Here is a 24,293-nt window from a genome sequence, read left to right as displayed (position 1 = left end):
TCACGTCAGTGCAAAGAAACAGTCGGTCAAAGGGGCATCCAGCGGGCAGCCCGCCTGCTCTCTGACTTCGTCAAGCGTTCCACGTGCTACAACCGAACCACCGTTAATCAGCAAAATGCGGCTGCAGATCCGCTCCGCTGTATCCAGCACATGCGTACACATGAGAACGCCTGCCCCGCGGCGACGCTCCGCTTCCAGCAGCTCCAGGAAATCGCGAGTCGCACGAGGATCCAGTCCCACGAACGGCTCGTCCACGACATAGACATCCGGCTGCAGCATAAAGCCAATGATGAGCATCATTTTCTGCTGCATCCCTTTGGAGAAACCGGTAGGAAGGCGGTGGCGGTCGTCGGTCATGCGGAAGCGGTCCAGCATGAGGCCCGCTCTTTTCAGAAAGGTCTGCTCCTCCAGTCCGTATGCGGCAGCCGCAAGCTGGAGATGCTCCCATAAAGTCATATATTCATATAGCACCGGCTGCTCCGGTACATATGCATATCTTTTATTCTCTCCCAAAAAGGCGATCGTACCGTCCACATGACGCAGCAGTCCCAGCAGCGACTTGATCGTGGTGCTTTTTCCCGCTCCGTTAGGACCGATAAGTCCTACCAGCTCGCCAGACTCTACAGTAAACGAAACGTCGCGGATTATAGGTCTGCTTTCCTCATAACCGGCACTTCGGATATCTACGGATAAAACATTTGTCATACTAGCGGTCGCTCCTTTATCGATAGCCGGTCGTTTCATGGATCACAACCAATCAGGGTCATGGGTTTGCTTCTCTCATAATAGCCTATTCTATTGCTCTATTGCTACCTTATAGTATAACGCACTACAATAGCTGCGTATAAACATCTTTAGTATGGATGGGGTTGTGCATCATATGCGGACTTCGGTCCTCGTTTCTCGCCATTCACACCTTCGTCTGCAGCTTATGGCATGCTATACTCGGTATGAAGAAAACTCTTATTAAAGAAGCAGCAGTGAGCTGGGTGCATAAAGGAGCGGGCAACAGAAAGACCCGCTGGCGCGTTCTGGAAGAAGCGAAGCGAATTCATATGATATTTGAGCAAAGGATGAATATAATTGGCCTTTGGTATAACAAGAGCAGAATTGAATGTTTGGAAGAAAAATGTCTTAAACGGCGAAACGTCTTACTTAACCCACTATTGGCATGATCCAAGGTTCCCTGGCATCACCACGGTTACCAAAGTTGGCAACGCTGATCTGGACCAGCTCAAGATGTGGTGTCTAAGGCATGGATTGAACCCGCGTTATATTCATAATCGCCCGCCATTCCCCCACTATGATTTGATGGGCACAAAGCAAATGGAAATCCTGCGCAAAGAAAAGCAGGAGGATCATATATTGCGCTTCAAGCTGGACAGAATGCCCTTGGACCTCTAAACCGATGGGATTCATGTGAAACGCGCATGACTATAGAGATTTATCCTTTGCCAGCCAACTGGCAGTTTCGGTCTACCACTTATCCCGATTCCACCAAAAAAAGCCGCTTCCCCCGGATTCCCCCGATGAAAGCGGCTCAAGATGCCAGTGCTATAATGCCAAGTCATAAAGCCTGTCTGATTGCCTTAATTCCGGAATGTCCTCAATGCCTCGTTCAAATCCCGCGTCCGGGCATATACTTGCTGGTAGATGTGGAACAAGCCGGCATATGCGTCCACTGCCGCCTGCTGCGGCTTATAGACGGATGCGCGCTTGACGAAACGCTCCGCGCAGGCATCCAGGCTCTCGAACCAGCCGCTGCCGTAAGCGGCGAGCATGGCTGCGCCGAGCCCCGGTCCCTGCTCGTTCTCAAGCGCCACAACGTCGGCATTGAAAATATCGGCCTGCATTTGCAGCCAAACCGGATTCTGCGCGCCCCCGCCGATCGAGATAATCGTGTCGACGGTTTTGCCTGCCTGGCGGAAGAGGACAACCGATTCGTTAAGCGAGAATGTGATGCCCTCCATAACCGCCCTGGCAAAATGCTTTCGCTCATGGGAGCCGTCGATTCCGATAAAACTGCCGCGAATAACCGAATCCGCATGCGGCGTCCGCTCGCCTACCAGATAAGGGGTAAACAGCAGGCCATTCGCTCCCGGAGCGACCAGTTCAATCCCCGCCAGCAGCTCATCGAAAGACTCGACTTTGGCAAACGTATTTTTAAACCAGCTTAAGGAGTAGCCTGCCGCGAGCGTAACGCCCATTGCATAGAAAGCATCCTGCTTGCCGTGATTGAAGAAATGTACCTTGCCGGCATAATCATGGCCGCTGCCGCCCTCATAGGACAGAATAACCCCTGAGGTGCCGATGCTGCACATGGTCAGCCCTTCCTGCAGAATGCCGGATCCAATCGCGCCACACGCATTGTCCGCACCTCCAGCGAATACTTTCGTCCCCGCTCCGAGACCAGCACGTTCGGCCTGCTGAGGAAGCAGCGTCCCCACCTGAGCATGCGATTCTACCAGCGGCGGACAGAAGGATTCGTCCAGGCCGAAGGAAGCCAACACATCGGGGCTCCACTTCTTGCCCGCAACATCCAGCAGCAGCGTTCCCGCCGCATCGGAGTAATCCATATGCAGCGCGCCGGTCAGACGGTAGCGCACATAATCCTTGGGCAGCAGGAACAGTTCCGCCTGCGCGAAGCGCTCCGGCTCATGCTTCCGCACCCATAAGATCTTCGGCAGCGTGAAACCTTCCAGCGCCGGATTGCGGGTAATGGCAAGGAGACCTGCCCCGAGCGTCTGCTCGATCTCACGGCACTCGGCCGTTGTGCGCGTATCATTCCACAGAATGGCGTTGCGCACGGGATTGCCTTCTCCATCCAGCAGCACAAGTCCATGCATCTGTCCGGAGAAGCTGATGCCTTCGATCGTTTCCGGCGCAATCGCCGATGAGCGGATCAGCTCGGCGATTGCGCCGAGCGTTCCTTCCACCCAATCATCCGGCCGCTGCTCGCTCCAGCCGGAATGTTCATGGAAGAGCGGGTATTCCCTTGTGGCTTCGCCGGCCACGGCACCGCTGCGGTCAAGCAGCAGCGCCTTCACCGCGCTTGTGCCAAGGTCGATCCCGATAACATAAGGCATGTGCGCTTCAAGCCTCCTTCATATAATGGATAAAGCACTCACTCATATATTAGGCAATGAATTCACATTCTACGGAAACCGTAGCTCCCATGCGGCCTGCCCCCGTCATTCAGCGCCGTAATGCACGCCGTGAAGCTCTCGCGTGGTGCAAGGAAATCTTATACGTTGAAAATCGCTTCATTCAGAAGCAGCTTGATCCGCTCCTGACGGCCGGACAAGTTTTGAATCGGGTTGTTCTGCATGGCATACTGCTCCAGTGTGTGGAGCGTTGCTTTGCCAGCCACGATTTCTGCGCCAATGCCTTCGCGGAAGCTGCTGTAGCGGTTGTCGATGACATTGTCGAGCACCTTGTTCTCAATCAGCTTGGCTGCCGCTTTCAATCCCCAGGCATAGCTGTCCATACCGGCAATATGAGCGAGGAACAGATCCTCGTCCTCGAACGAGCCGCGGCGCACCTTGGCATCGAAGTTGATTCCGCCATTGCCAAGTCCTCCGGCTTTGAGCACTTCATACAAGGTCAGCGTCGTCGCATACAGATCCGTCGGGAATTCATCCGTATCCCAGCCGATCAGCAGGTCTCCCTGGTTGGCATCGAGCGAACCCAGCATGCCGTTAATTGCGGCTACGCGGATCTCGTGCTCGAAGGTATGGCCGGCCAGCGTCGCGTGGTTCGCTTCAAGGTTAAGCTTGAACTTGCTTTGCAGATCGTATTTTTGCAGGAATGCAATCGTCGTCGCCGCGTCGAAATCGTATTGATGTTTTGTCGGCTCCTTCGGCTTCGGCTCAATCAGGAATTGAGCGTCGAATCCGATCTCACTCGCATATGCGACCGCCATGTGAAACAATCGCGCCAAATTGTCGAGCTCCAGCGCCATATCGGTGTTGAGCAGCGTGTCGTAGCCTTCGCGGCCGCCCCAGAACACATAGTTCGCAGCGCCCAGACGTTTGCCTACTTCAAGGCTTTTCTTCAGCTGCGCGCCGGCATACGCATATACATCCGCATTGGAGGTCGTGCCTGCACCGTGTACAAAACGCGGATGCGTGAACATATTCGCCGTATTCCAGAGCAGCTTCGTTCCGGTCGATTTCATGTTGGCTTCCAGCAGGTCCACAATGGTGTCGAGGTTCTTGTTCGTTTCCTGCAGTGTGTTGCCTTCTGGCGCGATATCGCGGTCATGGAAGCAGTAATAAGGGATGCCGATCTTCTCCAGAAATTCGAAATTGGCGTCCACACGCGCTTTCGCCTGGTCCATAGCGTCGGCATAATCCCAGCCGCGGACAGCTGTCCCTACTCCGAATGGGTCCGCTCCCGATGCGGTAAAGGTGTGCCAGTACGCAACGGCAAAACGAAGATGCTCCTCCATTGGTTTGCCAAGTACGATTTCTTTAGGGTTGTATTGCTTGAATGCAAGCGGATTGTCCGAGCCTTTCCCTTCAAAAGCAATCTTGCCGACTGATTTAAAATAACTCATGAATTGGGCCTCCTAAAATAGATGATAGCAAGCTTGGATGTTCATTATTGAAAACGTTCTTATAGCTATAGTAGCATCACCAAACTTGGTTTGTCCATTAAACTAAGTTAATATTTCAAAAATAATTGCTTCTCCTTTCCCTTCCATCCAAACAGTATCTATGAACCCAAACGTGGTAAACAAAAGATGCATCATCAGCCCCTCCCGTGGTAAAATCGTACCCATATCCATGAAGAAGAGCGGATGAAGGGAAGCCTCATACATGAAAACAACCGGAGACTTGGCACTGGTCAAAAAAATAAATACTGCGATTGTACTGGAGGCCATTCTAAAAAATGCGCCCTTGTCCAGAGCCCAAATATCCGAGCAGTCCGGATTGAATAAAGCGACCGTATCCAGCCTTGTCCAGGATCTGATCGATCATCACCTGGTCATCGAAACCGGCCCGGGACAATCAAGCGGCGGACGAAAACCCGTGATGCTGATATTCAGGGGCAGCGCCGGTTATGCCATCGGTATTGATCTGGGGGTTAATTATATCCGCGGCGTTCTTACCGATCTGGAAGGAACGGTCATTACGGGACGCGAACAGACGCTGAAGACGCATGAGCTCGAAGATGTGCTGCCCAAGCTTAACGATTGCATCGAGGCGCTGATCGCGGCGATGCCGCAAAGTCCCTACGGTCTTGTTGGGATCGGAATCGGTGTGCCGGGCATTGTCAACGACCAGGGCGATATTCTGTTCGCCCCGAATCTGGCCTGGTCCCATGTTCCCTTGGAAACAATGATGAAAGAACGTTTCGGCGTTCCTGTGACGATCGATAATGAAGCGAATGCGGGAGCCCAGGGCGAGCAGAAATACGGCGCGGGACGTGGAATCAGCAATCAGATCTATGTCAGTGTGGGGATCGGAATCGGAACCGGAATTATTCTGGGCAAAGAATTGTACAAGGGCGCATCCGGCTTCTCCGGCGAGCTCGGCCATCTGTCCATTGAGATGAACGGCAGGCCCTGCCGCTGCGGCAACAAAGGCTGCTGGGAACTGTATGCCTCGGAGAATGCGCTGCTGGAACAGGCTGAACCGCTTGGCTATGGGGATTTGGAGAGTTTGCTCGCCGCTGCCGAGGGCGGAGACCGGAAGGTTATCGAACTGCTGGGAAGGATCGGGGAATGTCTGGGAATCGGCATAGCCAATATTGTCAATGTGTTTAATCCAGAGGTTGTGATCATCGGCAACCGGATGAGCCGGGCGAAGGACTGGATCGGCGATGCCGTGCGGAATGCCGTGAGCAGGCGTACGCTCTCTTACCACCGCGAGCGGCTGCAAATCCTGTTTGCCGAATTAAGCGAACAGTCTGCAGTAAGAGGAGCGGCGTATTACGCGATCAGCCGTTTCTTCGTCAAAATAAAAGGCGGAGGGTAGGCCCGCTTCGTGCCTGAAGCGTGGCTGCCCTCCACCTGTTTAGCAAGTCAATCGCAAACTTTACCGGCTTCTTTCGATCTCGATGACCACTTCGTCCTGTCCAGAGCCCACATCATACGTGAGCGTATATTCCCGCTCGGCGGCCGGCTGCAGCCGCGCCGCTGAGCCGTTAACGCGCCCCGCAAGCAGCTTCCCCTCCAAACGAAGGCGGATTTCCCCGATAGGCGAGGTAACGGCAGAGTGGCTTACAATCAGCCTCAACCCGCCAGTCTGCCGGTCGAAATCAATTTGCCTGATCATCCCCGTGGAGCAGTCCGCGTCCCCCGCATCCGCGTCGCCTTCTTCTTCTGCGAAATACCAGGATACCTGTCGGCCCGCAACGTCAAGCGGCACAAAAGAAAGCTGCGTGTCTGATCCGTCTGTCGTAAAATCGCCCAAATATCCGATTTCACCGTGCACCGGCGAAGCGTAGGCGAACGAACGCAGCCCAAGCAGCGTGCCGTACAAGCTTAATCCCCCGTCGCCGGTGCATACATGGTCGCCATAATTCGGCGATTCCTGTTCCCGGCAATAACTCATGCTCGCCCGCCCGTCTTCATGGATTTTCGCCGTCGAGCCAAGCAAGCCTCCATAAATAAGCGCAAGCACTCGAGGACCGGGCTTCAACCTGCCCTGCCGGACAAACATCAGCAGCGCGCTTGAATTAAGCGGACTTGTATAATGATGGCAGGTTTCCGCATAGTCGGTGCCTGCATCCCACCAGCGGATGTCGCTGCCCTGCCACCACCAGACCGGCTGATCTCCGCGCACAGCCAGCATAACCGCAGTAATCTCCTCCATACAGCGGGTTTCATTGAAATACTGCGCATAATAGGCGACGCATTCATAACCCGTGTTGTCATAAGCGCATTCCGAACCGTAAGGGACATCGCCTTGAAACAGCAGACCGGCATGGTGACGGACCTTCATGAGCAGCGTGTAATAGAACTCGACCATTTCTTCCTGCTGAAAGCCTTGCAATATGGCGAAGATTCGCTGCCCGCCCATCATGCCGGTGATCAGATCCATCGGCCGGGAGACATCGTACATTTTCATGAGCGTATGGAAAGCGAACGTCAAATACTGCTCGGCCGTAAATCGCGTTGTCAAGCCATACAGCCGGGCAATCCGGTACATCGAATAATACAGATTGGCGACATGCATATACTCGTACGAACGGCTTGCGCTGTAATCACCAAACCACCAAATGACTTCGTTATTTTCCGGGCTTTGCAGAAAAGTGCGGACGTAAGTGACGATATAACGCTCCAATTCCGCAATCTGCCGTGAATCCGGAAGAATTGCATTCTTCTCCGCGGCAAACATGGCATCGGTGATCCCGCCCTCATACGAGCCGTTGCCCCATAAGCTCTCGGCCTTGGCGCATAGACCTTCGCCCTTGAATTCATCAAAATCGCCAATCGTATAAGGAACAATGGCTCCATCCAGCACGCTGCCCGCTTCGCGGTACACCTGTTTATCGAGAATGAAATCGGTACGGCGCTCCAATAAATCGCGCAGCGGATCCGTAATTCGGAACAGCAGCACAGCCGGCTCGGCGCCTTCTCCGGCAACACGTACAAGCTGTTTGCCTGTCCCGCGGAATTTGAGCTTCCAAGTGTGGCCGCCCGCCCATTCCCGCCCGGAGATCAGCTCGATGTTGCCGTCGTCAAGGAGAGACAGCGGCCCGCGGCCCTTCGCTATAATTTCAAAGGTTTCATCGATCGGGCCTGTCATCGCCGGGACAGCCATAACGCTAATTTTGTCGCGGCTGACCAGCACCTCCTCCAGACGCTGACGCTTATCGATAAACCCGAGCTCCAGCCCATAAGAAGCGGTCTCCCCGGCTTCAAGCGCAGTCGAGCTGACCAGCGAATCGGCGATCAGCGGTTCATAGCCGCTATTCTCCAAATAACCTTGGGCATGCAGGAACAGCAGGCTGCTTCCAGGCCAGGAATGATTGGCGATTGACGGCCGCTGGACGTCAATCGTGCCCGGATAATGCGCTGTATGCTCAAAACGGGTGTTCGCGAGGGGAATACAATACAATAACGGCTCTGTTCCGTTCAAGCGTTCAACCAGTTGATAGCCATGCTCCCCGCCCGGATGGATATGCTCATATACCTTGTGGTTATACAAGTATCGCTGGTCATAACGCCAGGGACAATAATAATTATTCACCGGCGCGGACAACGCAAGCTCAGCCAGCTCGATGGCATCACCTTTTGCGGTGATGGCGATGTTGACGGTGAGCGTCTGCGCCTCCTTGATGTATGTTTTCACAACCTGGACATGCTCGTTATCGAATACGAATGCGTGCTCGTTTCCCGGTTTCCTGCTGCAGGCGAGCCATTGCCGGCGATAGGTTTCATCTCCAACCAAACGGTAGCCCAGCAGAATCGCCCCATACCCCTCCACTTTATTGGCGGCTCCTGTGCCAATTAAAGGAAGCTCCACCGGTCCGGCGATATAGTTTTCCCGGAAAACATCCCCTTCGTATCCGATATACACAATCTCGCCGCTCTCGGAATTCAAACGCAGCTCCATGCCAATGCCTGTCGTATTTGCAATCATTTCAAATCCTCCATCTGCGTCTGCCCCGCACCGGCTATCCCCGGCAGATTGATCTTCCACACTTTCGCTTTCTCGATCTGCCGCTCTGCCTCGCCGGCGTGAACGGAGATCGTATCTGCAAGGATGGATAACGTTGGAATCAGCTCCGGCGCTTCCTCGCCAGCCACTCCCCACGACCACTCGTGTACGCCGCTCGAACCTTTGCCCGGAGCGGGATGCGCTAAATAATGGGTTTGCCTGGAATAACGGTACAGCGCATATTCATAAGCCCCCGGAGCTCCGCCTTCATGGAACAGCCCGAATGCGCCCCATAACGCATCGTAGCTGTTCTCGCCAAAGAGCAGCAGCTCTGGGTAGCGGGCTTTCATTTCCTGCGCCCATGCCAAGGTTCCCTCATAAGGGGAATAACGTGGATCGTTAACCCAGTAGCTGGATACATCCAGAAAAATACCGTCAACCCCAAATGTATCGACCAGATAACCCGCTCTGTCGAGCATGTGCCTTCTGAACTCCGGATGACCGAGATTCGCCAGAACGCTGTTGCTTTCGACCGAGAGATCATAATCCCAATCCACCCAGTTAATCCGGCACTCTTGCCCCCATGAATCATGCGCTGCAGCATCCTGCAAACCCAGCTGCCCGGCAAATTGCAGATTGAGCGCATTCGCGCCCATCATGGGCACAACGCGGAAACCCATATCCCGGGCAGTCCGGATCAGGCTGGCGAATCCTTCCGTGCCGCCCATATACTCGCTTGGCTCATATTTCGGATAATTATAATAATACCTGCCGTCCCAGGCAGGCAGGAAAACCAGCACTTCATGAGCGGGAATCCGCTCCGCTATCCATGCCAGATCCTTCTCCATGCCGGCAAACGTATGGAAGGCATGACCGGTCCAATGCTCGCCATGCATGATCGCAACCATCTTGATCCCATCCAGCCAGGCCGGAATGTCCGTGCGCTGCTCATAAGGCACCAGATTGAAATTCGTTTCCAGATCCCCGCATCGCTCCATGACAATCCTGGACCGCTCGGTACAAGCTCCAATATGCCACGACGGAGCTGTAATTTCGTTTGTCCGGTGCCTTGCATCCTCCTGGTGGACCAGATCAAGCACGAAAGCCTCCAAATATGGGTCGTAGTGGGCGGCGAATCTTTTGGCCCGAACGGAGCTGTCCTTGGTCATGGCATACCAGGATCCGCCAGCGGCATCCTCCACAAACACAAGCGGCATCTTCATACCGAAGCCAGGATAATGTTTCGCGCCGATGCTGCGATTGAGACCGATTTCCTCCCGTTTGCCCTGATCATAGTTGATGGCCGCGATGTTGATCCCGACTACCTCCAGCATGATCGACTTGCATATTTCATCCGCATGGCTGCCCTTAGCATTCACGATATAACGCCCGTCATGACCGCGTTCGATCGTAAGTTCGATGGCCCCTTCCGCTTTGCGCTGATTGCCTGCCCAGGACAAGCCGTCTGCCTTCAACTGCACCCGTCCGTCTCCGTGCGATAAGACAACACGATCTGGATCTGGCGCATAGACGTTATTTACTGTAAATAACCGGACCGCAAACTGCAGGTCATCCAACCTGACAAATGTGTCTCCAAAGTCATAGCTGATCGTATACAAAAGTTTTGTCCTCCTTGGATTAAATCCCGCATCTATCCGCCTGCTGGTCGGAAACTTCCCTAGCCCTTAATTCCGGTCAGGCTGATTCCTTCAATAAAATACTTTTGTCCGATAAAAAAGATCGCAATGGCCGGAAGCACCATAATCGCCGAGCCTGCCATCAACAAATTCCATTCCGTCGCATACATTCCCTTTAACTGCAGCAAACCGAGGGCCAGTGTATATTTGGCATCCTCATTGAGAAAGATGAGCGGGCTAAAAAAGTCATTCCACACATTCATGAACGTAAAGAATGCGACAACAATCAATGCAGGCTTGACGAGCGGAAGCATAATTCGGGTGTAGATTTGAAAAAAAACGGCTCCGTCGATAAGGGCGGATTCATCCAGCTCCTTAGGGATATTCATAAAAAATTGCCGCATCAGAAAAATATTAAAGGCTCCGCCGCCAAACCAGGCAGGCAAGGTCAAAGGCCAAAAGGTATTGACCGCCTTCAGCTCGGACCACATGATGAATGTGGGAATTAGCGTCACCGCCGAAGGCAGCATCATCGTCGATAAGATCAAGGCAAACCAGACATGCTGGAAGGGAAAACGCAGACGGGCAAAGCCGTATCCGCACATACTGCTTGTAATCACCACCCCGAGCATAACCGGCACCATAATGAACATCGTATTTTTAAAATACAAGGCGAACGGAATCATAGAAAAAACATCGACATAATTGTGCCACAGCAGCTGTTCGGGCCAGATTTTCGGCGGAAAAACAAACAGTTCGTCCGTCCGCATCAGCGAGCTGCGGATCAGCCACACAAACGGAACAGCGGCAAGGACAGCGAACAGCAGCAGTACAACAAATGTGACCAGTTTACGTATACGCATCCTATTTGCCACCCCCGTAATGAACCCAGCCTTTGGAGCTTTTGAACACAACTGCAGTCAGCACGGCAATAAGGGCGAATAATATCCACGAAAGCGCGCTGGCGTAGCCGAAATGGTTTTGTTGAAACGCTTCCCGGTAAATCAGGAAGACATAAAACAAGGTACCGTTGTTGGGGCCTCCGCCTGTCATCACATAGGCCTGCGTGAAAGCCTGCAGCGATCCGATAAGCCCCATCACCAGATTGAAAAAAATAACCGGCGTAATCATGGGAACCGTCACGAACCTGAATTTATGCCAGCTGTTCCCGCCGTCGATTTCCACTGCCTCCAGCAGATGCTTCGGCACATCCTGCAGGCCGGCGAGAATGATGAGGGCTGCACTGCCGCAGCCCCACATGCTCATCAGAATCAAAGACGGTATGACGGTCGTTTCATCGTAAATCCACATGAGCGACGGCAGGCCGACCGCTTTCAGAACAGCGTTCAACAACCCGAAATCGGGGTTGAACAGCCATACCCAAAGCATGCTGGACGCGACGGCTGGGACGATCGTCGGCAAATAGAAGACCGTCCTGAACAGTGCCTGGCCTTTTACTTCGTAATTCATGAACAAGGCGACAATGATGGAAGCGAGCATCGTGAACACGACACTGCCCAAAGCAAAGTAAACCGTGACGAGCAGCGATTTTTTAAAAAACAGGTCGTCGGTAAATATCGTCTTGTAATTATCAAAACCTACCCAATTCGCGCCGCTAATGATCTGCCAGTCCGTTAAGCTGATAACCAGGCTTGCGATCATCGGACCGATCGTCCAGATCAGCAGCCCGAGAATAGCGGGCAGAGTAAACAAATACCCGGCAATCGCTTCCTTCTTCTTAAGGGCGTGAGCTTTCATCACGGGCTTACTCATACTTGTATTTATCCCCGTATTTTTTCTTCAGCTTCGGCAGAATATCGTTTTTAACGACATCTTCCGCCGTTTTTTTGCCCTGCCACAGCTGATCGAGCGCGGGATTAATGATGGTGAAAGCTTCCATGTCCTCCCAATAATAAGACGGGTTTTGTGCCGTATGATTCAAACCGTAGTCAATGACCGCCGTTTTATACTCTGGAGGGTGAACGGGATTGTCCATCCACTTTTTGATCAACTGCTCATCTTTATACCATTCTTCCTCGTTAGGCATCCATAAGCCGTTCTCAATTAAACTGATGCTGTACTCGGGATTCATAATAAAGGCATAGACCTCTTCGACCTGCTCTTTGTATTTCTGTGTCCTGTCCGTGTTGAAAATAATAACCGGCTCGCCAAAATTGGTCGTGACTGGCGTTTCGAATTTGGGCAAAACCCCGATACCCAGCTGCAGTTTTTTCTCCTTAACGGCTTTGCCCAAGGTTTGCAGCGACCACTGTCCGCTGATGGACATGGCGATTCTTTTGGTTAACAGCGCCGTATCTTCCGCCGGTATGGTGGACATTTGCGATGGTTTGGGCATAACCTGGTCTTTGTACATCAGGTCGGCAATCGATTGAAGCGCTTTCACCGATGCGCTGCTTCCAATGGTAATGGTCGAGGTATCCTCCGATACGACACCCGTTCCGCTACTGAACAGCGCTGCCGGGTAATATTGCCCCAGACTTTGAATATTCACACCAAAGGTTTGAATATTATTGGCGTCGAACCCGTCTTCTCCCGGATGTTTGCCGCTGCGGTCTGTGGTTAATTTCTTGGCGGCATCCACAAATTGCTCCCACGTCCAGGCCTGATCCGCCGATGCGGGCGGGTAAGGGACATTCGCCTGATCGAACAGCTCTTTATTATAGTTCATAAGAAGAATCTCGTTTGCTACCCCGGCTCCGATAATCGAGCCATCTTTGTTTTTGAAAATAACGGAGTCCAGCTTCTTGCCGATCCGGTCGCTGTTGTAGAGTTCCGTCAGATCGGCAAATTTGTTGCCTTTCTGCCAAACAGCAAGCGACCCGGAAGGGAAATAACCAAGATCGGGCAGCGTATTGGATGACGCCATGGTGTTCAGCTTGGTTAAATAATCATCGGCGATATGGACGCCTTCAACGTGGATACCCGGATGGGTACTGTTGAATTGATCCAGCAGCTTAAGCATGGCATCCTTCTCCTCCGGTCCTCCCCAGAAGGAAAATTTGACCGTAACCGCTTCCTGATTCCCTTTGTTTCCGTTCTCATCACCTTTACCGGTATTTGTGCCTTCATCGTTCTTCGTCCCGCCGCAGCCTGCAAGCAGAACCAGGATGAGACACGTTATGATCGCCATCCCGCCAATTTTTTTCGCTTTTTGCATTCCCATGACCTCCAGCTTTTTTGATTTCGGATTAATCCCACGCTCAGAATATCATCCTCATCCGCTGCTGTCGGTATACGGAAAAATACGATAGGTGGATAAAACTGACCATATATCGCATTGCATCTTTTTCTGATAGAATAAATCCATGCTGAAGTAAGGCTGATAACATAGTATAAATGATCTTATGAGAGTGCGGCTTGGTATCCTATATGTATATTAGGTGGTGAAAACTGATATGGAATTCGTGAAAATAAACATCGATCGTCCGCTATCGTTTGTGTCTGCGGGCAGCTTCGTCGCCGATGGGCCATGGATTCATCAGAAAAGGACGATTACCAGCTTCGAGCTCATTATCGGCGTTCGTGATACCGTTTCCATTGAACAAAACCAGCAGCGTTACAGCTTGAACCCGAAACAGACTTTGCTCATTTTGCCCAACCATTCCCATCATGGTTACGACTGGTCCAGCAAAAATTGCTCTTTTCACTGGTTTCATTTTCATTGCGAGAGCGACTATGAGATATTGGAAGAGAAAGACGTGATTGCCGATCTGCATGTGCTGGACAACAATCCGTATTACCATCGTTTAGCCGGTTACGTGTATATTCCGATCTTCTCTTCGCCTCCGGAAATCGAACGGGTCAATATCCTGTTTCACCAACTGCTGCATATGATGGAGTCCAATTATTACACCAGACACGGCATGGACTATTTGCTGACCCTGCTGTTGATCGAATTATCCGAGCAGATGTTGTCCTATTACAAAAGCATTTCCTTCTCAGACGGGGAGATGGATGCGGCCAACAAAAAACTGATGAAAATGCTGGAGTGGATCCGCATTCATTCCACGGAAGACATCTCCGTCCAGGACGTCGCGGAGCAATTTACGTACAATAAGGATTATTTGACCCGATTTTTCAAAAAACATATGGGGATGAGCATGCAGGAATATATCCATAGCCTGAAAATTTCCAAAGCCAAGGACATGCTGTACCAATCCTCCTTGAGCATCAAGGAAATCGCCTACGCCCTTGGATTTCAGGATGAGAAGTATTTTATGAAGCTGTTCAAACGGCTTGAGGATCTTACCCCCACCGAATTTCGCAGAGCCTATTACCGTACCCATTTAAATAATAAATAAATAAATAAGCTGAAGAGAAATAGGCTTCATCTTACTTACGAGTGTATAAAAGAAACATAACACGAAGCTTTTTCAACAATATCGATTGCAGCTACCATTATAAGAAAGGGGATCTCTATCTTTGATTAATAAATATACCATTGAGAAATTTGTACGCTTCACAGAGCCGCTTAATTCATTAAAAACAAAGTTCGGCGGGCAGCCGGTCTGGATTACGGAGCCACAATGGCCCCTAAGCAGCGGCTGGGACAATCGGCCGATGATGTTTGTCGGGCAGATTGAGCTGGACAAGGAACTGTTTGACGATCCTTCGAATAGTGGTTCCGCTTCAGACAGCGCTGGGTCTGAGGCAAGTAAGACGGCTGAGTCCGGAGCGGACCAGGAGCAGCGGATAGCCTATATTTTTGTAACTCATTCGGTCAGCGGGGAGGAAGGTTTCTTTGATCCGGATATTATCGATCCGGACGGAGGGGAAAATGCGGTTATTATCCAGCCTGGCGGCAAGCTCCTCGTAAAGACAGTCCCGCTGGAAAACGGGCCAACATTGTGGGATGACAACGGTCAAGCATACGAAGGCCGCCTGCAGCTAAAGCAAGAACAGGACCCTGACTTCATCGATTCCGAATCTTACCTCCAGCTCTCCGAAGATGAACAACGGGCATATTCCGACGTGGTAGACGGCGATAAAATAGGCGGTGTACCTTATTTTTTTCAAGGTGATGGCTGGCCCGACGACAGCAGATGGCATTTGCTGTTGCAATTACATGCTAATTTTAAACCCTTCAGCCTGAATATCGGATCCGCGCCGACTCTTTTTGTTTTTGTTTCCGAGGATTTGACTACGGGGAAGCTGGTTATTCAGGATTCATAGGGTCCATGAGGCCATGTAGTCTGCCGGTCGGCAGATACTTATAGCAGGGAAAGCTCCATCGTCCTACCGGCAAAAACTGTCTTATAGTTTTGTTTTACTAGAAGCTCCTGGTAAAAAGCCTTGGTAATTCCGCAGCCTATAGCGGCATCAAATCACGTCTCTTGGCAATCGGCTTGCAGGCGGAGCATAGCCCAATAACTGTCCCGTTGTCGTCAGCGTAGAACGTTAAGTGTTTGGCTTCTTTTCGGCAGTGTGAGCACTTTTTCCCTTCCGTCCCGTGGTGCGGTGACGACACCGCACCTTCAGCCGGCTGTCGTCTTTTTTTACGCCGTTTATAATCTTGTAGTACCGCAACATTGTTTCGACGGTGCCGACTTTTGATCATGTAAACAACAACAGGCACACCAACGATCAAAATAATAATAACTGCCAGCATCAACTTCCTCATCACTTTACCACCTGGATATAGATTCTAAATTCCACCTTGTTCCATTCTGGATAGCCTGCAGCAGCTGGTTAGCTTTTATAATGATTCATCCCTCTTTTTTCAAATCTGGCACCAATTGCTCAAGTGAAACCGGATATATCGGCCGGATCAGTTCAAGAATGGCTTTTGCGTATTCTTGTATTTCCTGTTGAGCGTCATGCTCTAGTCTCTGTGCCAGAAAATGGGCAACGGATTGAACAGAGGCTGTCCAGTACCACCGCACATACATGCCGTAGGCGGGAAGAAACAATCGGGCTTGCTCTGCGCAAATGCCATCGGAAAGCGCGGCTTCATATTTTGCAATTCCCGATTCTATGAAGTCCATTAGTTCCCGGGTATGTTTTTCACCGAGCTCCCAGGCTAGCCGTTCACCGCTGCCCTGCTTGGAGTTTTCCGGCTTCGATCTCCACTCTCCTGCTTGAGGAATATAGAAAACAGGATCTTCCGTTATGTAACGTCGGCTTGACTCGTTCCAGGCATCTAGACTGTCGCCGGTTCCTTCATAATGAGCTGACCCCACCACATACTTCCACCACTGTCTGGCCACCATTAGGGGCGCATATACTTCAAATTGTACAATGGCATGTCGAAATGGAGAGGTATGCCCTTCACGGGCAAGGAATTTGATCAGTTTTTTATCCCGCTCATCCAATTCAAGCGACTGCTTGGCATAAGAAACACGGGCTGAGTTAACAACGGTCAAGTCAGACCCCATATGGTCCACCAAACGCACATACCCCTCATTGAGAACCTTGATAACCGTCATTTTTGGATGTCCCCCTTCGATTCTTATCATAGCTTCTATGAAGCGGGATTGATTTCCTGCCAGCAATCAACAATTTACCCTTCCATGCCGTGCAGCTCTGTCGATGCTGCTTGTTGAATCCGATACGTGCAGCGGGCTTGGCCTGACAGGATATGCCCGGTTCTTTCCACTTCAACATCTTCACCCAGCACCTGCTGCAGCATTTCTTGTTCCTTTCGGCAAATACCGGAACATATTTGCGCTGCCTCGCAGATGGGGCAATGCTTCTCCACAAACAAGAACGAACCGTCCGGATTTACGGCAATTTCCGCCATATAACCTTCAGCAGTACGCAGCTCCGCAAGCGCCTCCAGCTGCTCTTTTAACGAAAGACTGCCCGGTGCCTCCTTCAGGTATTGCTGCACCATTTTCCGGTTTCGAATATCCAGCAGCTTGTCTAATCCTTCTTCGCCGAAAGCTTCCCTCATCGAGTCAATCAATCGCACAGACAGCTCGGCATGGCCGTCAGGAAAGAGACGGTTCGCCTCCGTTGTTAATTTCCATACCTTCGCAGGACGCCCCATAGCTCTTGCTTCTTCACTGAATTGAACTAATTTCTGACTTTGTAAATTATATAAATGCTGTCGGACTGCCATTCTGGTGATGCCGATATGCGTTGCCAGTTGTAGAGCATCCATGGGCCCTTCCTGCTTCAGAAGCTTCCGGCTCGTCCGCTCGGCACTGGATTCTTTATCCCGCGGTTCTTTGTTGTTCATTCGCAGCCACATTCATTTCTTCTATGAAAAAGTAAGTATGGTCTTCTATACACATAGTAAAGAATTGTCTTGACAAAGTCAGTCATCCCGCCTGTTCTGCCAACTCCTTAATATCCCTGCTGCAAGATAACTTTTGCCGCGAATCAGTTGGAAGTTCGCTCCATTTGCGTCAAGAACCCCTTTTCCGTCGGTGATGATATTTATAGCATAAGATGCTGTGTGTCCTGCTTTGGCTTGCAATCATCCGCATCCATCGTTTGATATTAATGCCTTTCATCATGAAGAACATATAGCGGAAAAAATGTCGATTTTCAGGCCCGTTTATAACGCTAAGTTCCTTTCGATGAGCATAGTTGGCACAATTGGATATTCACGCTTATTGCACCGTCCAACAAATCATTTCACTACTCTGACTTATGACAATACGATCCTCTTGGATACCGGATGTACGCAGTCAAATAGACTAGCCGTGTCGATCGTCTCCACCATCATTCCTTTATCGACGATTGCGACTTGGTCGGAAAGAACGTTGACAGCCAGAACATCATGCGAAATAAACAAATAGGATAGACCGTATTTTTCCTTGAGCTCCCTCAAGTGCAACAGAATCTGCTTCTGCACGATCATATCAAGGCTGCTCACCGGCTCGTCAAGCACAATCAGCTTCGGTTTCAGCGCAATCGCCCGGGCGATATTCACACGCTGCAGTTGTCCTCCGCTCATTTCCTTCGGTGTTTTGCGCATATCGCCCGGATCGAGTCCGACCGTCTCCAGCAATTCGCCGATGATACGCTGTTCCTCTTTCGAAGACATCTGTTCATAGTTACGGAGAGGCTCTCCGATAATTTGCCGGATCGTCATACGCGGGTTGACAGCGGAATAACAATCCTGAAAGACAACCTGCAAATCTCGACGCCACAGTTTGCGCACCGCGCGATCCGAACGGTACAAGTCCACTCCTTGAAACAGGACTTTACCGCTTTCGGGTCGAAGCAGCCCAAGCACCATTTTAGCGATTGTACTTTTACCTGCCCCGCTTTCTCCGAGAATCCCTAGACACATCCCCTCCTCGATAACGAACGAAATGTCGTTCACACCGGAACCTGCTGACTCTTTGGAGCGAAACCAGCCGGAAGCGGAATAGGTCTTGGTTAGTTGATCTGCTATTAGCAAGCTCATGGAGCCACCGCCTTCTGTCCACGGTGACACAAAGTGAGCAGCAAAGTGAGCACACCGATGCAAACAGCAGCAACCAGCATTCCACGATAGGTGAAAGCGTCGGCCACCAGGCCCATCAAGAACGCGCCCGAAGATGTACCGAAGTCCGCGGCGGCAATAAACCATCCGATGGAATACCCCCGAACCTTTTCTGGAACAACAAACGAAATGTACGTCATGAGAGTGGGATACAATAATGACAGCGCCAGTCCATTACATATCGCAGCAGCCAGCAATACAGGCGTAGACAATGTTAGTGCCAGAAGCGCTGGTGACAATGTAAAACAGATGACAAGCAGGATGAGAAGGCCTTTCGGAAACGAATCGGAGGATGGAATATACTTACGCCCAAAAAAACGAATCAAAATTAATACTCCCGTTTCGACCAGAAAATAAAGCGGTGCCGTATCCAGCCCCCGGCTCTCCAAATAAAGCGGCATATAGGTAGGCGCTATACAGAAAACAATCGATGCCAGTAGCATGACTAACGCTGGAAAGACAATCGCTTTGCCCGCCTTCCTTTTTCCTTCGGTAGTAACCGGCTCCATTTCTTGCTTATTCTGTTTCAATGATCCCTGGCCAAGCAGTGTATACAATCGAACGCCAAGAAAGATGTTGCAGAAACCCAGCACCGCGAACAATAGCAGCATGCCCGTTATCGTCACTTGATCTTTCATAAACAATACGAGCGCCGGTACAAATGTATACGGCAGCATCGATGCCAATGACAATAAGGAAAGCCCCTGTCCCCGCACCTTATCGGTCAGCAAATCCATAATGAGTAGATGAACGGTCATCGAGAAAAAGGCCAGAATGGCTCCTTGTAAAGCCCGCATGACGGCAAAAGCCCACAGGTTTCCGACTGTATAACTGATAAGCACGATCGCATTCAGTACTAGCGCGATCATAAAAATGTTCCTGGAACCAAATCTATCGACAACCTTACCGGCAACCGGACGTAAAAACATGGAAACAAACATATACGAGCCCATAATGATCCCGATTTCCATGCGTGCGGCGCCAAGCTTCTGCGATAAAAATGGCAAGGCGATAATGAGCATATGGTTGGTTGCATAAAAAACAAAGGCAACCGCATACAGCCATATAGCCCGATGACTAAATGGATTTTCTTTGATAGCAGGTATCACTTTGTTTCACCCCTATTCCTTCCTGCTGTCAGCGGTCAGTCTGGCATTCAGCAACATTTTCGTGTATTCGTGTTGAGGACGGGACATCAGCTGAACCGCATCGGCTTTCTCCAGAATCTGGCCCTGTTTCATCACGACTACTTCATCGGCCAGCGCGCCAATGATGCTAAGATCATGTGACACGAGCAGTATTGCGGTATGTCCCTCTTCCTTTATCGCTCGGAACGCATCCATCACCTTGCGGCGATTGACGCTATCAAGCGCTGTCGTCGGTTCATCGGCTATCAGGAGAGACGGTTTCATCGATAAGGACAATGCAATCATGATCCGTTGCAGCATCCCTCCGCTTAATTCGAACGGATATTGCTTAAGGATCTTCCCGGCATCGCTTAGCCCCATTTCGCCGATACCATCGATTGCTTTTTGTTCCGCTTGTTTCCGTGAAAGCCCCTGATGGGTTCTGAGCGTTTCCGTAAATTGCTTTCCGATCGTTAATGCGGGATTAAAGGCGGTCATCGGATTCTGCATAACCAGCGCGAGCTCCTTGCCACGAATGTGTCTCAGCTGACTGTCCGCCAAGCCCGCGAGTTCTTTCCCTCGCAGTTTGATGCTGCCCTGCGTTATCGCTGCTGCAGCGGGCAGCATTCCAAGGACGGCCATGCAGGTCATCGATTTGCCGCATCCGCTCTCCCCTACGATGCCCAATATTTTTCCCGCCCCGATTTGAAATGAAGCCTCTTGTACGGCATGCACCACGCCACGGTCCGTTTGTATCTGCACATTCAGTCTACTTACTTCAAGTATGGCATCCCTGCCGCTCATCGTGCGCCTCCTTTACGAAAGGACTTAACCATCCCTTTCTTTTCACCAAGCATTTCCCCGAGCAGGTTTAATAACGCTACCACGCAAAAAATGACAAATCCGGGGGTAAGTATCAATCTCGGATGGCTGCGTATAAATGATTTGCCCTCATTAATCATCGCTCCCCATTCCGGGGTTGGTGATTGTACGCCAAGACCGATAAACGACAACGCAGAAATATCCATAATAACCCATCCGATCTCCAGGGTCACTACCGTTAAAAGAGATGGAAGCAGATTCGGGATAATATGCCGGGTGATCAATCGAAATGGCGAGGTGCCGCTCACCCGGGCGGCGATGATATACGTCTGTTGCCTCAGATTGGATACCAGGCCGCGTATAAACCGAGCATAGTAAACAGATTGAACCACAACGAGTGCAATCGCCATCTGTTTCCAACCAGCCCCCCAAATCGCAATTAAGCTGATCGCAAGGATTAGGGAAGGAATTGCTAGAATCGCATCGCAGCATCGCATAACCAAACTATCCGTTTTCCCTCCGGCATATCCGGCCAGGCAGCCGATAACCAACCCAATCAGCAGGCAGGAGCCTACGATCAGCAGCGCCAGGCTTAGTGATACTTGCGTTCCGTATAACAATCGGGAAAGTACACAGCGCCCCAGCTGATCCGTACCTAATGGGAACTCCGTCGAGGGATCCGCAAGCTTATTAGTTAAATCCACAAATTCCGGATCATGTGGTGCAAGGAAAGGTGCACACAGCCCAGCCAGTACGATGGCCGACAATAATAACACGCAAACGGCCATCAGCCGTTTCCGCCCTGCAGCCCATAATAGGTTTCGAACGCTGCCCAACCTTTATTCCCCCTTCCTTGCCGCTTGCGTTAAACGCGGGTCCAAATAAGCTTGTATCATATCCGCTGCCAAATTTCCCACTACGAACATGACAGCCATCATAAACACAAAACTTTGAATAACTGGGTAATCCCGGTGAAAGACCGAATCGAGAAAGAAACTGCCCATTCCCGGCATGGCGAAAATTTGTTCCACAATGACTGTGCCCGCAAACAATTTCCCCAAGTTCATTCCCGCCGCGGTCACGACAGGACGAATGGCATGACGCAGCATATGCCGCCCAACCAGGACGAATGATCCCAGTCCTCTCGCTTTTGCATACATCACGAAAGGTTCTTCCCGAGCCTCCAGTAATCCGTTTCTTAGCAGCCGGGAATACGTTGCGATCAGCGCAAATGCCAATGTGAAAGAAGGAAGCACGTAATGCTGCCATGAATCTGCCCCCTGCAACGGAAACCAATCTAACTTGACCGACAAAAAATAGATCAACAGGTACGCAAGCCAAAACTGCGGCAGCGATGCCCCGAGAAAAGCCAACAAACGGCATATATGGTCAAGCAAGAGGTTTTTGTGAAGCGCGGATGCAATACCAAGCGGAATACTGACGAGGATTGCTATGGCCAGACTCGACAAAGCCAATGTTATCGTAATGGGCAGACGGGCAGCCAATTCATGGGAAACCGGTATTTTGCTGAAAAAGGAAGTACCAAAATCCAGGCTGCCTATCTGCCACAGCCAGTGTCCATACTGCGACCAGAATGGCCGGTCCAGCCCCAATTGGGTTCGTACGGCGTTTAATGTGTCCTCTGTCGGGATAATGCCCGAAGCGGACAAATAGGCTTTGGCCGGATCCACGGGAGATAGATGCAAAAGCAAGAAAGAAACAAAGGTGGCCCCCAATAAAACGGGGACCATCGCTGCAAATCTTTTCAAAATAAAAAGAGATATTTTCATTATCGGAACACCTTATCTTATTTTTGAATATCAATCGTATCAAATGGCGTTTCGTCGCGGTGTGCCGGGAATTTCAAATCCTTGACAAATTTCGGGTACACGGCGATATTGGTCAAATAAGATATCGGCAAATAGACAGCCTGTTCATGCAGGGTTGTAAAAATAGAAGTATACAGGTTTTGCCGCTCTTCCTCGTCGACTGTCAGCAACACTTCCTTCATCTCTTGATGGAGCTTATCTTTCATGGACAACCCCTGTTGGGATTCGAAAATACCGTAACCCGGCTCGTAATTGGTTGATACGAAGTTGTGCGGATCATACGGTGCGCCGTATGTCCCCCAGAACAACAGATCGAAGTCCGCACTTTCCATTCTTTTATTTCGCAGCTCCCTCTCCACGCCTGTTGTTTTTAGGGAGATGCCGACTTGTTTCAGATCGGATTGAATGGCGGCCGACATCGGCTTTTCAATCTGATCCGGCCCCATGTAAACCAACTCGATCTCCAGAGGTTTACCGTCTTTTTCACGAATCGTCTTTCCGGCAGGAAGCTTCCAGCCGGCTTGATCCAATAAGGACTTGGCTGTTTCCACATCGTAATCATACGGCTTCAGCCCAATATTCGAATAGGGGAAGTTGTTTGCAATGATCGTGTCGGCTAATTTCTCGACGCCGTTTGTGATCCCATCCACCAGTGCCTTTTTATTCACTGCATGCTGCAAAGCCAGGCGTACATTTAAATCGGCGAACGGACCCTTCGAAGTGTTAACAATCAGGGCACGGCTTGCGACCGGATCGGAAATCGAAGATTCGAATTTACCGGAATCCCGCAAATTGACGAACGAATCCAGACTAATGACACCTTCGCCCCAGATCAGATCAATATCGCCCTTCTCCAATGCAAGTACTCTCGCCTCGCCATCCGGTATAACCTTCACGACGAGTTTATTGATTTTTGGCTTCGTTCCCCAATAATTGTCGTTACGGGTAAACACGGCCATTTCGTCCTTCTTATACTCCGACAGCACCCAAGGCCCCGTCGTAACAGGTTGCTTGATGCCTTTGGCCGTGTTCCCGTCATCCGGGAATCCGGCAGTGCCCAGGAAACGAAGCGGCCGCACGACTGCAAACTCCTGAAGTGCCGGATAATACTGGTTCTTTAAGGTGATCTTGTATGTATTCGAATCGACAACTTCCGTTTTTTCGATTTGACTGATTAATCCGAGCCAGCTATGCATATCGCGATTCGCCAAAATCGTGTCAAAGTTTTTCTGTACGACGTTGGCGTCAAAATCCGAGCCATCCGAGAATTTTACGTTTTTACGCAGATGGAACGTGTATGTCTTGCCGTCTTCCGAAATATCCCACGACTCCGCCAGTTTAGGCACCAGCTTCCCGCCTTCACCATAGTCGATCAAAGGCTCATAGTACATCCCTTGGGCAAAAAACTCATTCGGTGTATATTCATGCGGGTTTAGCGGCCCAATATCTTTCGGCCAGGAAATGGACAATGTCTTCTCCGCAGCGCTCGATGTTTGGTTCTGAGGTTGTAAAGATTCGGGACTTGAATTGGATTGTGTTTGACACCCTGCGAGGATGACAGACAATACAACCAGGAATACTGCAGGAAAATAAAAATTTTTATAATGGCGAAGCATGAAAAGTTCATCTCCCTAAGCTCATTTAAGTAAGATTATTGTTTCTGTCCGAATATCGGATGGTTATTATCATTACTGTTATCTCTCTGTTTGAAGACACCCCATTGAATAGATCATATTGGTTAGTACATGCCAGCGGATGAACGCTTATATTCTTATTTTAATCCTCCCTGTCGGCCATTTCACAATCAT

The 24,293-nt window shown here is 50.7% G+C and carries 21 protein-coding genes; 4 read left to right on the top strand and 17 right to left on the bottom strand.

The annotated features are described in order from the left end of the window. Window positions 1-705 carry an ABC transporter ATP-binding protein gene (locus IEY46_RS00280; RefSeq protein ID WP_188991529.1) on the bottom strand — a complete coding sequence of 235 codons (705 nt, stop codon included), beginning with the start codon at window positions 703-705 and terminating at the stop codon, window positions 1-3. Window positions 706-1,083: 378 nt separating this feature from the next. Here IEY46_RS00280 and IEY46_RS00275 point away from each other — a divergent pair, with 378 nt between their 5' ends. Continuing rightward, window positions 1,084-1,404: a hypothetical protein gene (locus tag IEY46_RS00275; protein WP_188988024.1), complete on the top strand. Its 321-nt coding sequence runs from the start codon at window positions 1,084-1,086 to the stop codon at window positions 1,402-1,404. 185 nt (window positions 1,405-1,589) lie between these two features. Here IEY46_RS00275 and xylB read toward each other — a convergent pair whose 3' ends face one another. Beyond that, window positions 1,590-3,086 carry a xylulokinase gene (gene xylB, locus IEY46_RS00270; protein ID WP_188988022.1) on the bottom strand — a complete coding sequence of 499 codons (1,497 nt, stop codon included), beginning with the start codon at window positions 3,084-3,086 and terminating at the stop codon, window positions 1,590-1,592. Window positions 3,087-3,244: 158 nt separating this feature from the next. Then, on the bottom strand, window positions 3,245-4,558 hold the full coding sequence (gene xylA, locus IEY46_RS00265; RefSeq protein ID WP_188988020.1) for a xylose isomerase: 1,314 nt from the start codon (window positions 4,556-4,558) through the stop codon (window positions 3,245-3,247). A 262-nt stretch (window positions 4,559-4,820) separates the two neighbouring features. Here xylA and IEY46_RS00260 point away from each other — a divergent pair, with 262 nt between their 5' ends. Next, the gene (locus IEY46_RS00260) at window positions 4,821-5,981 is read left to right on the top strand and encodes an ROK family transcriptional regulator (RefSeq protein ID WP_188988018.1); all 1,161 of its coding nucleotides are present in this window, start codon (window positions 4,821-4,823) and stop codon (window positions 5,979-5,981) included. A 60-nt stretch (window positions 5,982-6,041) separates the two neighbouring features. Here the strand turns inward: IEY46_RS00260 and IEY46_RS00255 are convergent, their stop codons facing one another. Genes IEY46_RS00255 through IEY46_RS00235 form a run of 5 tightly spaced genes read right to left on the bottom strand, consistent with a single transcriptional unit; the run spans window position 6,042 to window position 13,427 of the window. Then, window positions 6,042-8,594 carry a DUF5695 domain-containing protein gene (locus tag IEY46_RS00255; protein WP_229749963.1) on the bottom strand — a complete coding sequence of 851 codons (2,553 nt, stop codon included), beginning with the start codon at window positions 8,592-8,594 and terminating at the stop codon, window positions 6,042-6,044. Continuing rightward, complete coding sequence (locus tag IEY46_RS00250; RefSeq protein ID WP_188988014.1) at window positions 8,591-10,231, bottom strand: alpha-amylase family protein; 1,641 nt, start codon at window positions 10,229-10,231, stop codon at window positions 8,591-8,593. Before IEY46_RS00250 ends, IEY46_RS00255 begins: the two co-directional genes overlap by 4 nt. 59 nt (window positions 10,232-10,290) lie before the next feature. After that, window positions 10,291-11,112, bottom strand: coding sequence for a carbohydrate ABC transporter permease (locus IEY46_RS00245; RefSeq protein WP_188988012.1), 822 nt, complete (start codon window positions 11,110-11,112; stop codon window positions 10,291-10,293). A gap of 1 nt (window position 11,113) precedes the next feature. Continuing rightward, window positions 11,114-12,022: a carbohydrate ABC transporter permease gene (locus IEY46_RS00240; protein ID WP_229749962.1), complete on the bottom strand. Its 909-nt coding sequence runs from the start codon at window positions 12,020-12,022 to the stop codon at window positions 11,114-11,116. Continuing rightward, window positions 12,015-13,427, bottom strand: a complete 1,413-nt coding sequence (locus tag IEY46_RS00235; RefSeq protein ID WP_188988009.1) for an ABC transporter substrate-binding protein — start codon at window positions 13,425-13,427, stop codon at window positions 12,015-12,017. The genes IEY46_RS00240 and IEY46_RS00235 overlap by 8 nt, the downstream gene beginning before the upstream one ends. A gap of 238 nt (window positions 13,428-13,665) precedes the next feature. Between IEY46_RS00235 and IEY46_RS00230 the strand changes: the two genes are divergently transcribed. After that, window positions 13,666-14,571: a helix-turn-helix transcriptional regulator gene (locus IEY46_RS00230; RefSeq protein WP_188988007.1), complete on the top strand. Its 906-nt coding sequence runs from the start codon at window positions 13,666-13,668 to the stop codon at window positions 14,569-14,571. Between the two features lie 121 nt (window positions 14,572-14,692). After that, window positions 14,693-15,442 (top strand): YwqG family protein, encoded by a 750-nt coding sequence (locus tag IEY46_RS00225; RefSeq protein WP_188988005.1) that lies wholly within the window; start codon window positions 14,693-14,695, stop codon window positions 15,440-15,442. A gap of 136 nt (window positions 15,443-15,578) precedes the next feature. Here the strand turns inward: IEY46_RS00225 and IEY46_RS00220 are convergent, their stop codons facing one another. From IEY46_RS00220 to nikA, 9 genes are all read right to left on the bottom strand, one after another. Beyond that, on the bottom strand, window positions 15,579-15,890 hold the full coding sequence (locus IEY46_RS00220; RefSeq protein WP_188988003.1) for a hypothetical protein: 312 nt from the start codon (window positions 15,888-15,890) through the stop codon (window positions 15,579-15,581). A gap of 85 nt (window positions 15,891-15,975) precedes the next feature. Further along, a complete protein-coding gene (thyX, locus tag IEY46_RS00215; RefSeq protein ID WP_188988001.1) occupies window positions 15,976-16,695 on the bottom strand; it encodes an FAD-dependent thymidylate synthase in 720 nt (239 codons plus the stop codon). Between the two features lie 74 nt (window positions 16,696-16,769). Next, window positions 16,770-17,450 (bottom strand): helix-turn-helix transcriptional regulator, encoded by a 681-nt coding sequence (locus IEY46_RS00210; protein WP_188987999.1) that lies wholly within the window; start codon window positions 17,448-17,450, stop codon window positions 16,770-16,772. 414 nt (window positions 17,451-17,864) lie between these two features. Continuing rightward, window positions 17,865-18,629 (bottom strand): ATP-binding cassette domain-containing protein, encoded by a 765-nt coding sequence (locus IEY46_RS00205; protein WP_188987997.1) that lies wholly within the window; start codon window positions 18,627-18,629, stop codon window positions 17,865-17,867. Then, complete coding sequence (gene cntE / locus IEY46_RS00200) at window positions 18,626-19,816, bottom strand: staphylopine family metallophore export MFS transporter CntE (protein ID WP_188987995.1); 1,191 nt, start codon at window positions 19,814-19,816, stop codon at window positions 18,626-18,628. The genes IEY46_RS00205 and cntE overlap by 4 nt, the downstream gene beginning before the upstream one ends. Before the next feature lie 12 nt (window positions 19,817-19,828). Next, window positions 19,829-20,638 carry an ABC transporter ATP-binding protein gene (locus IEY46_RS00195; protein ID WP_188987993.1) on the bottom strand — a complete coding sequence of 270 codons (810 nt, stop codon included), beginning with the start codon at window positions 20,636-20,638 and terminating at the stop codon, window positions 19,829-19,831. Then, a complete protein-coding gene (locus tag IEY46_RS00190; protein WP_188991525.1) occupies window positions 20,635-21,444 on the bottom strand; it encodes an ABC transporter permease in 810 nt (269 codons plus the stop codon). Before IEY46_RS00190 ends, IEY46_RS00195 begins: the two co-directional genes overlap by 4 nt. Window positions 21,445-21,495: 51 nt before the next feature. After that, a complete protein-coding gene (gene nikB / locus IEY46_RS00185; RefSeq protein WP_229749961.1) occupies window positions 21,496-22,446 on the bottom strand; it encodes a nickel ABC transporter permease in 951 nt (316 codons plus the stop codon). 17 nt (window positions 22,447-22,463) lie between these two features. Next, window positions 22,464-24,101, bottom strand: a complete 1,638-nt coding sequence (gene nikA / locus IEY46_RS00180) for a nickel ABC transporter substrate-binding protein (RefSeq protein WP_188987992.1) — start codon at window positions 24,099-24,101, stop codon at window positions 22,464-22,466. Window positions 24,102-24,293: the final 192 nt, after the last annotated feature.

The organism is Paenibacillus nasutitermitis (assembly GCF_014641075.1).
GTDB lineage: Bacteria > Bacillota > Bacilli > Paenibacillales > Paenibacillaceae > Paenibacillus_Z > Paenibacillus_Z nasutitermitis.
This window is presented reverse-complemented; position numbering and strand designations above follow the sequence as displayed.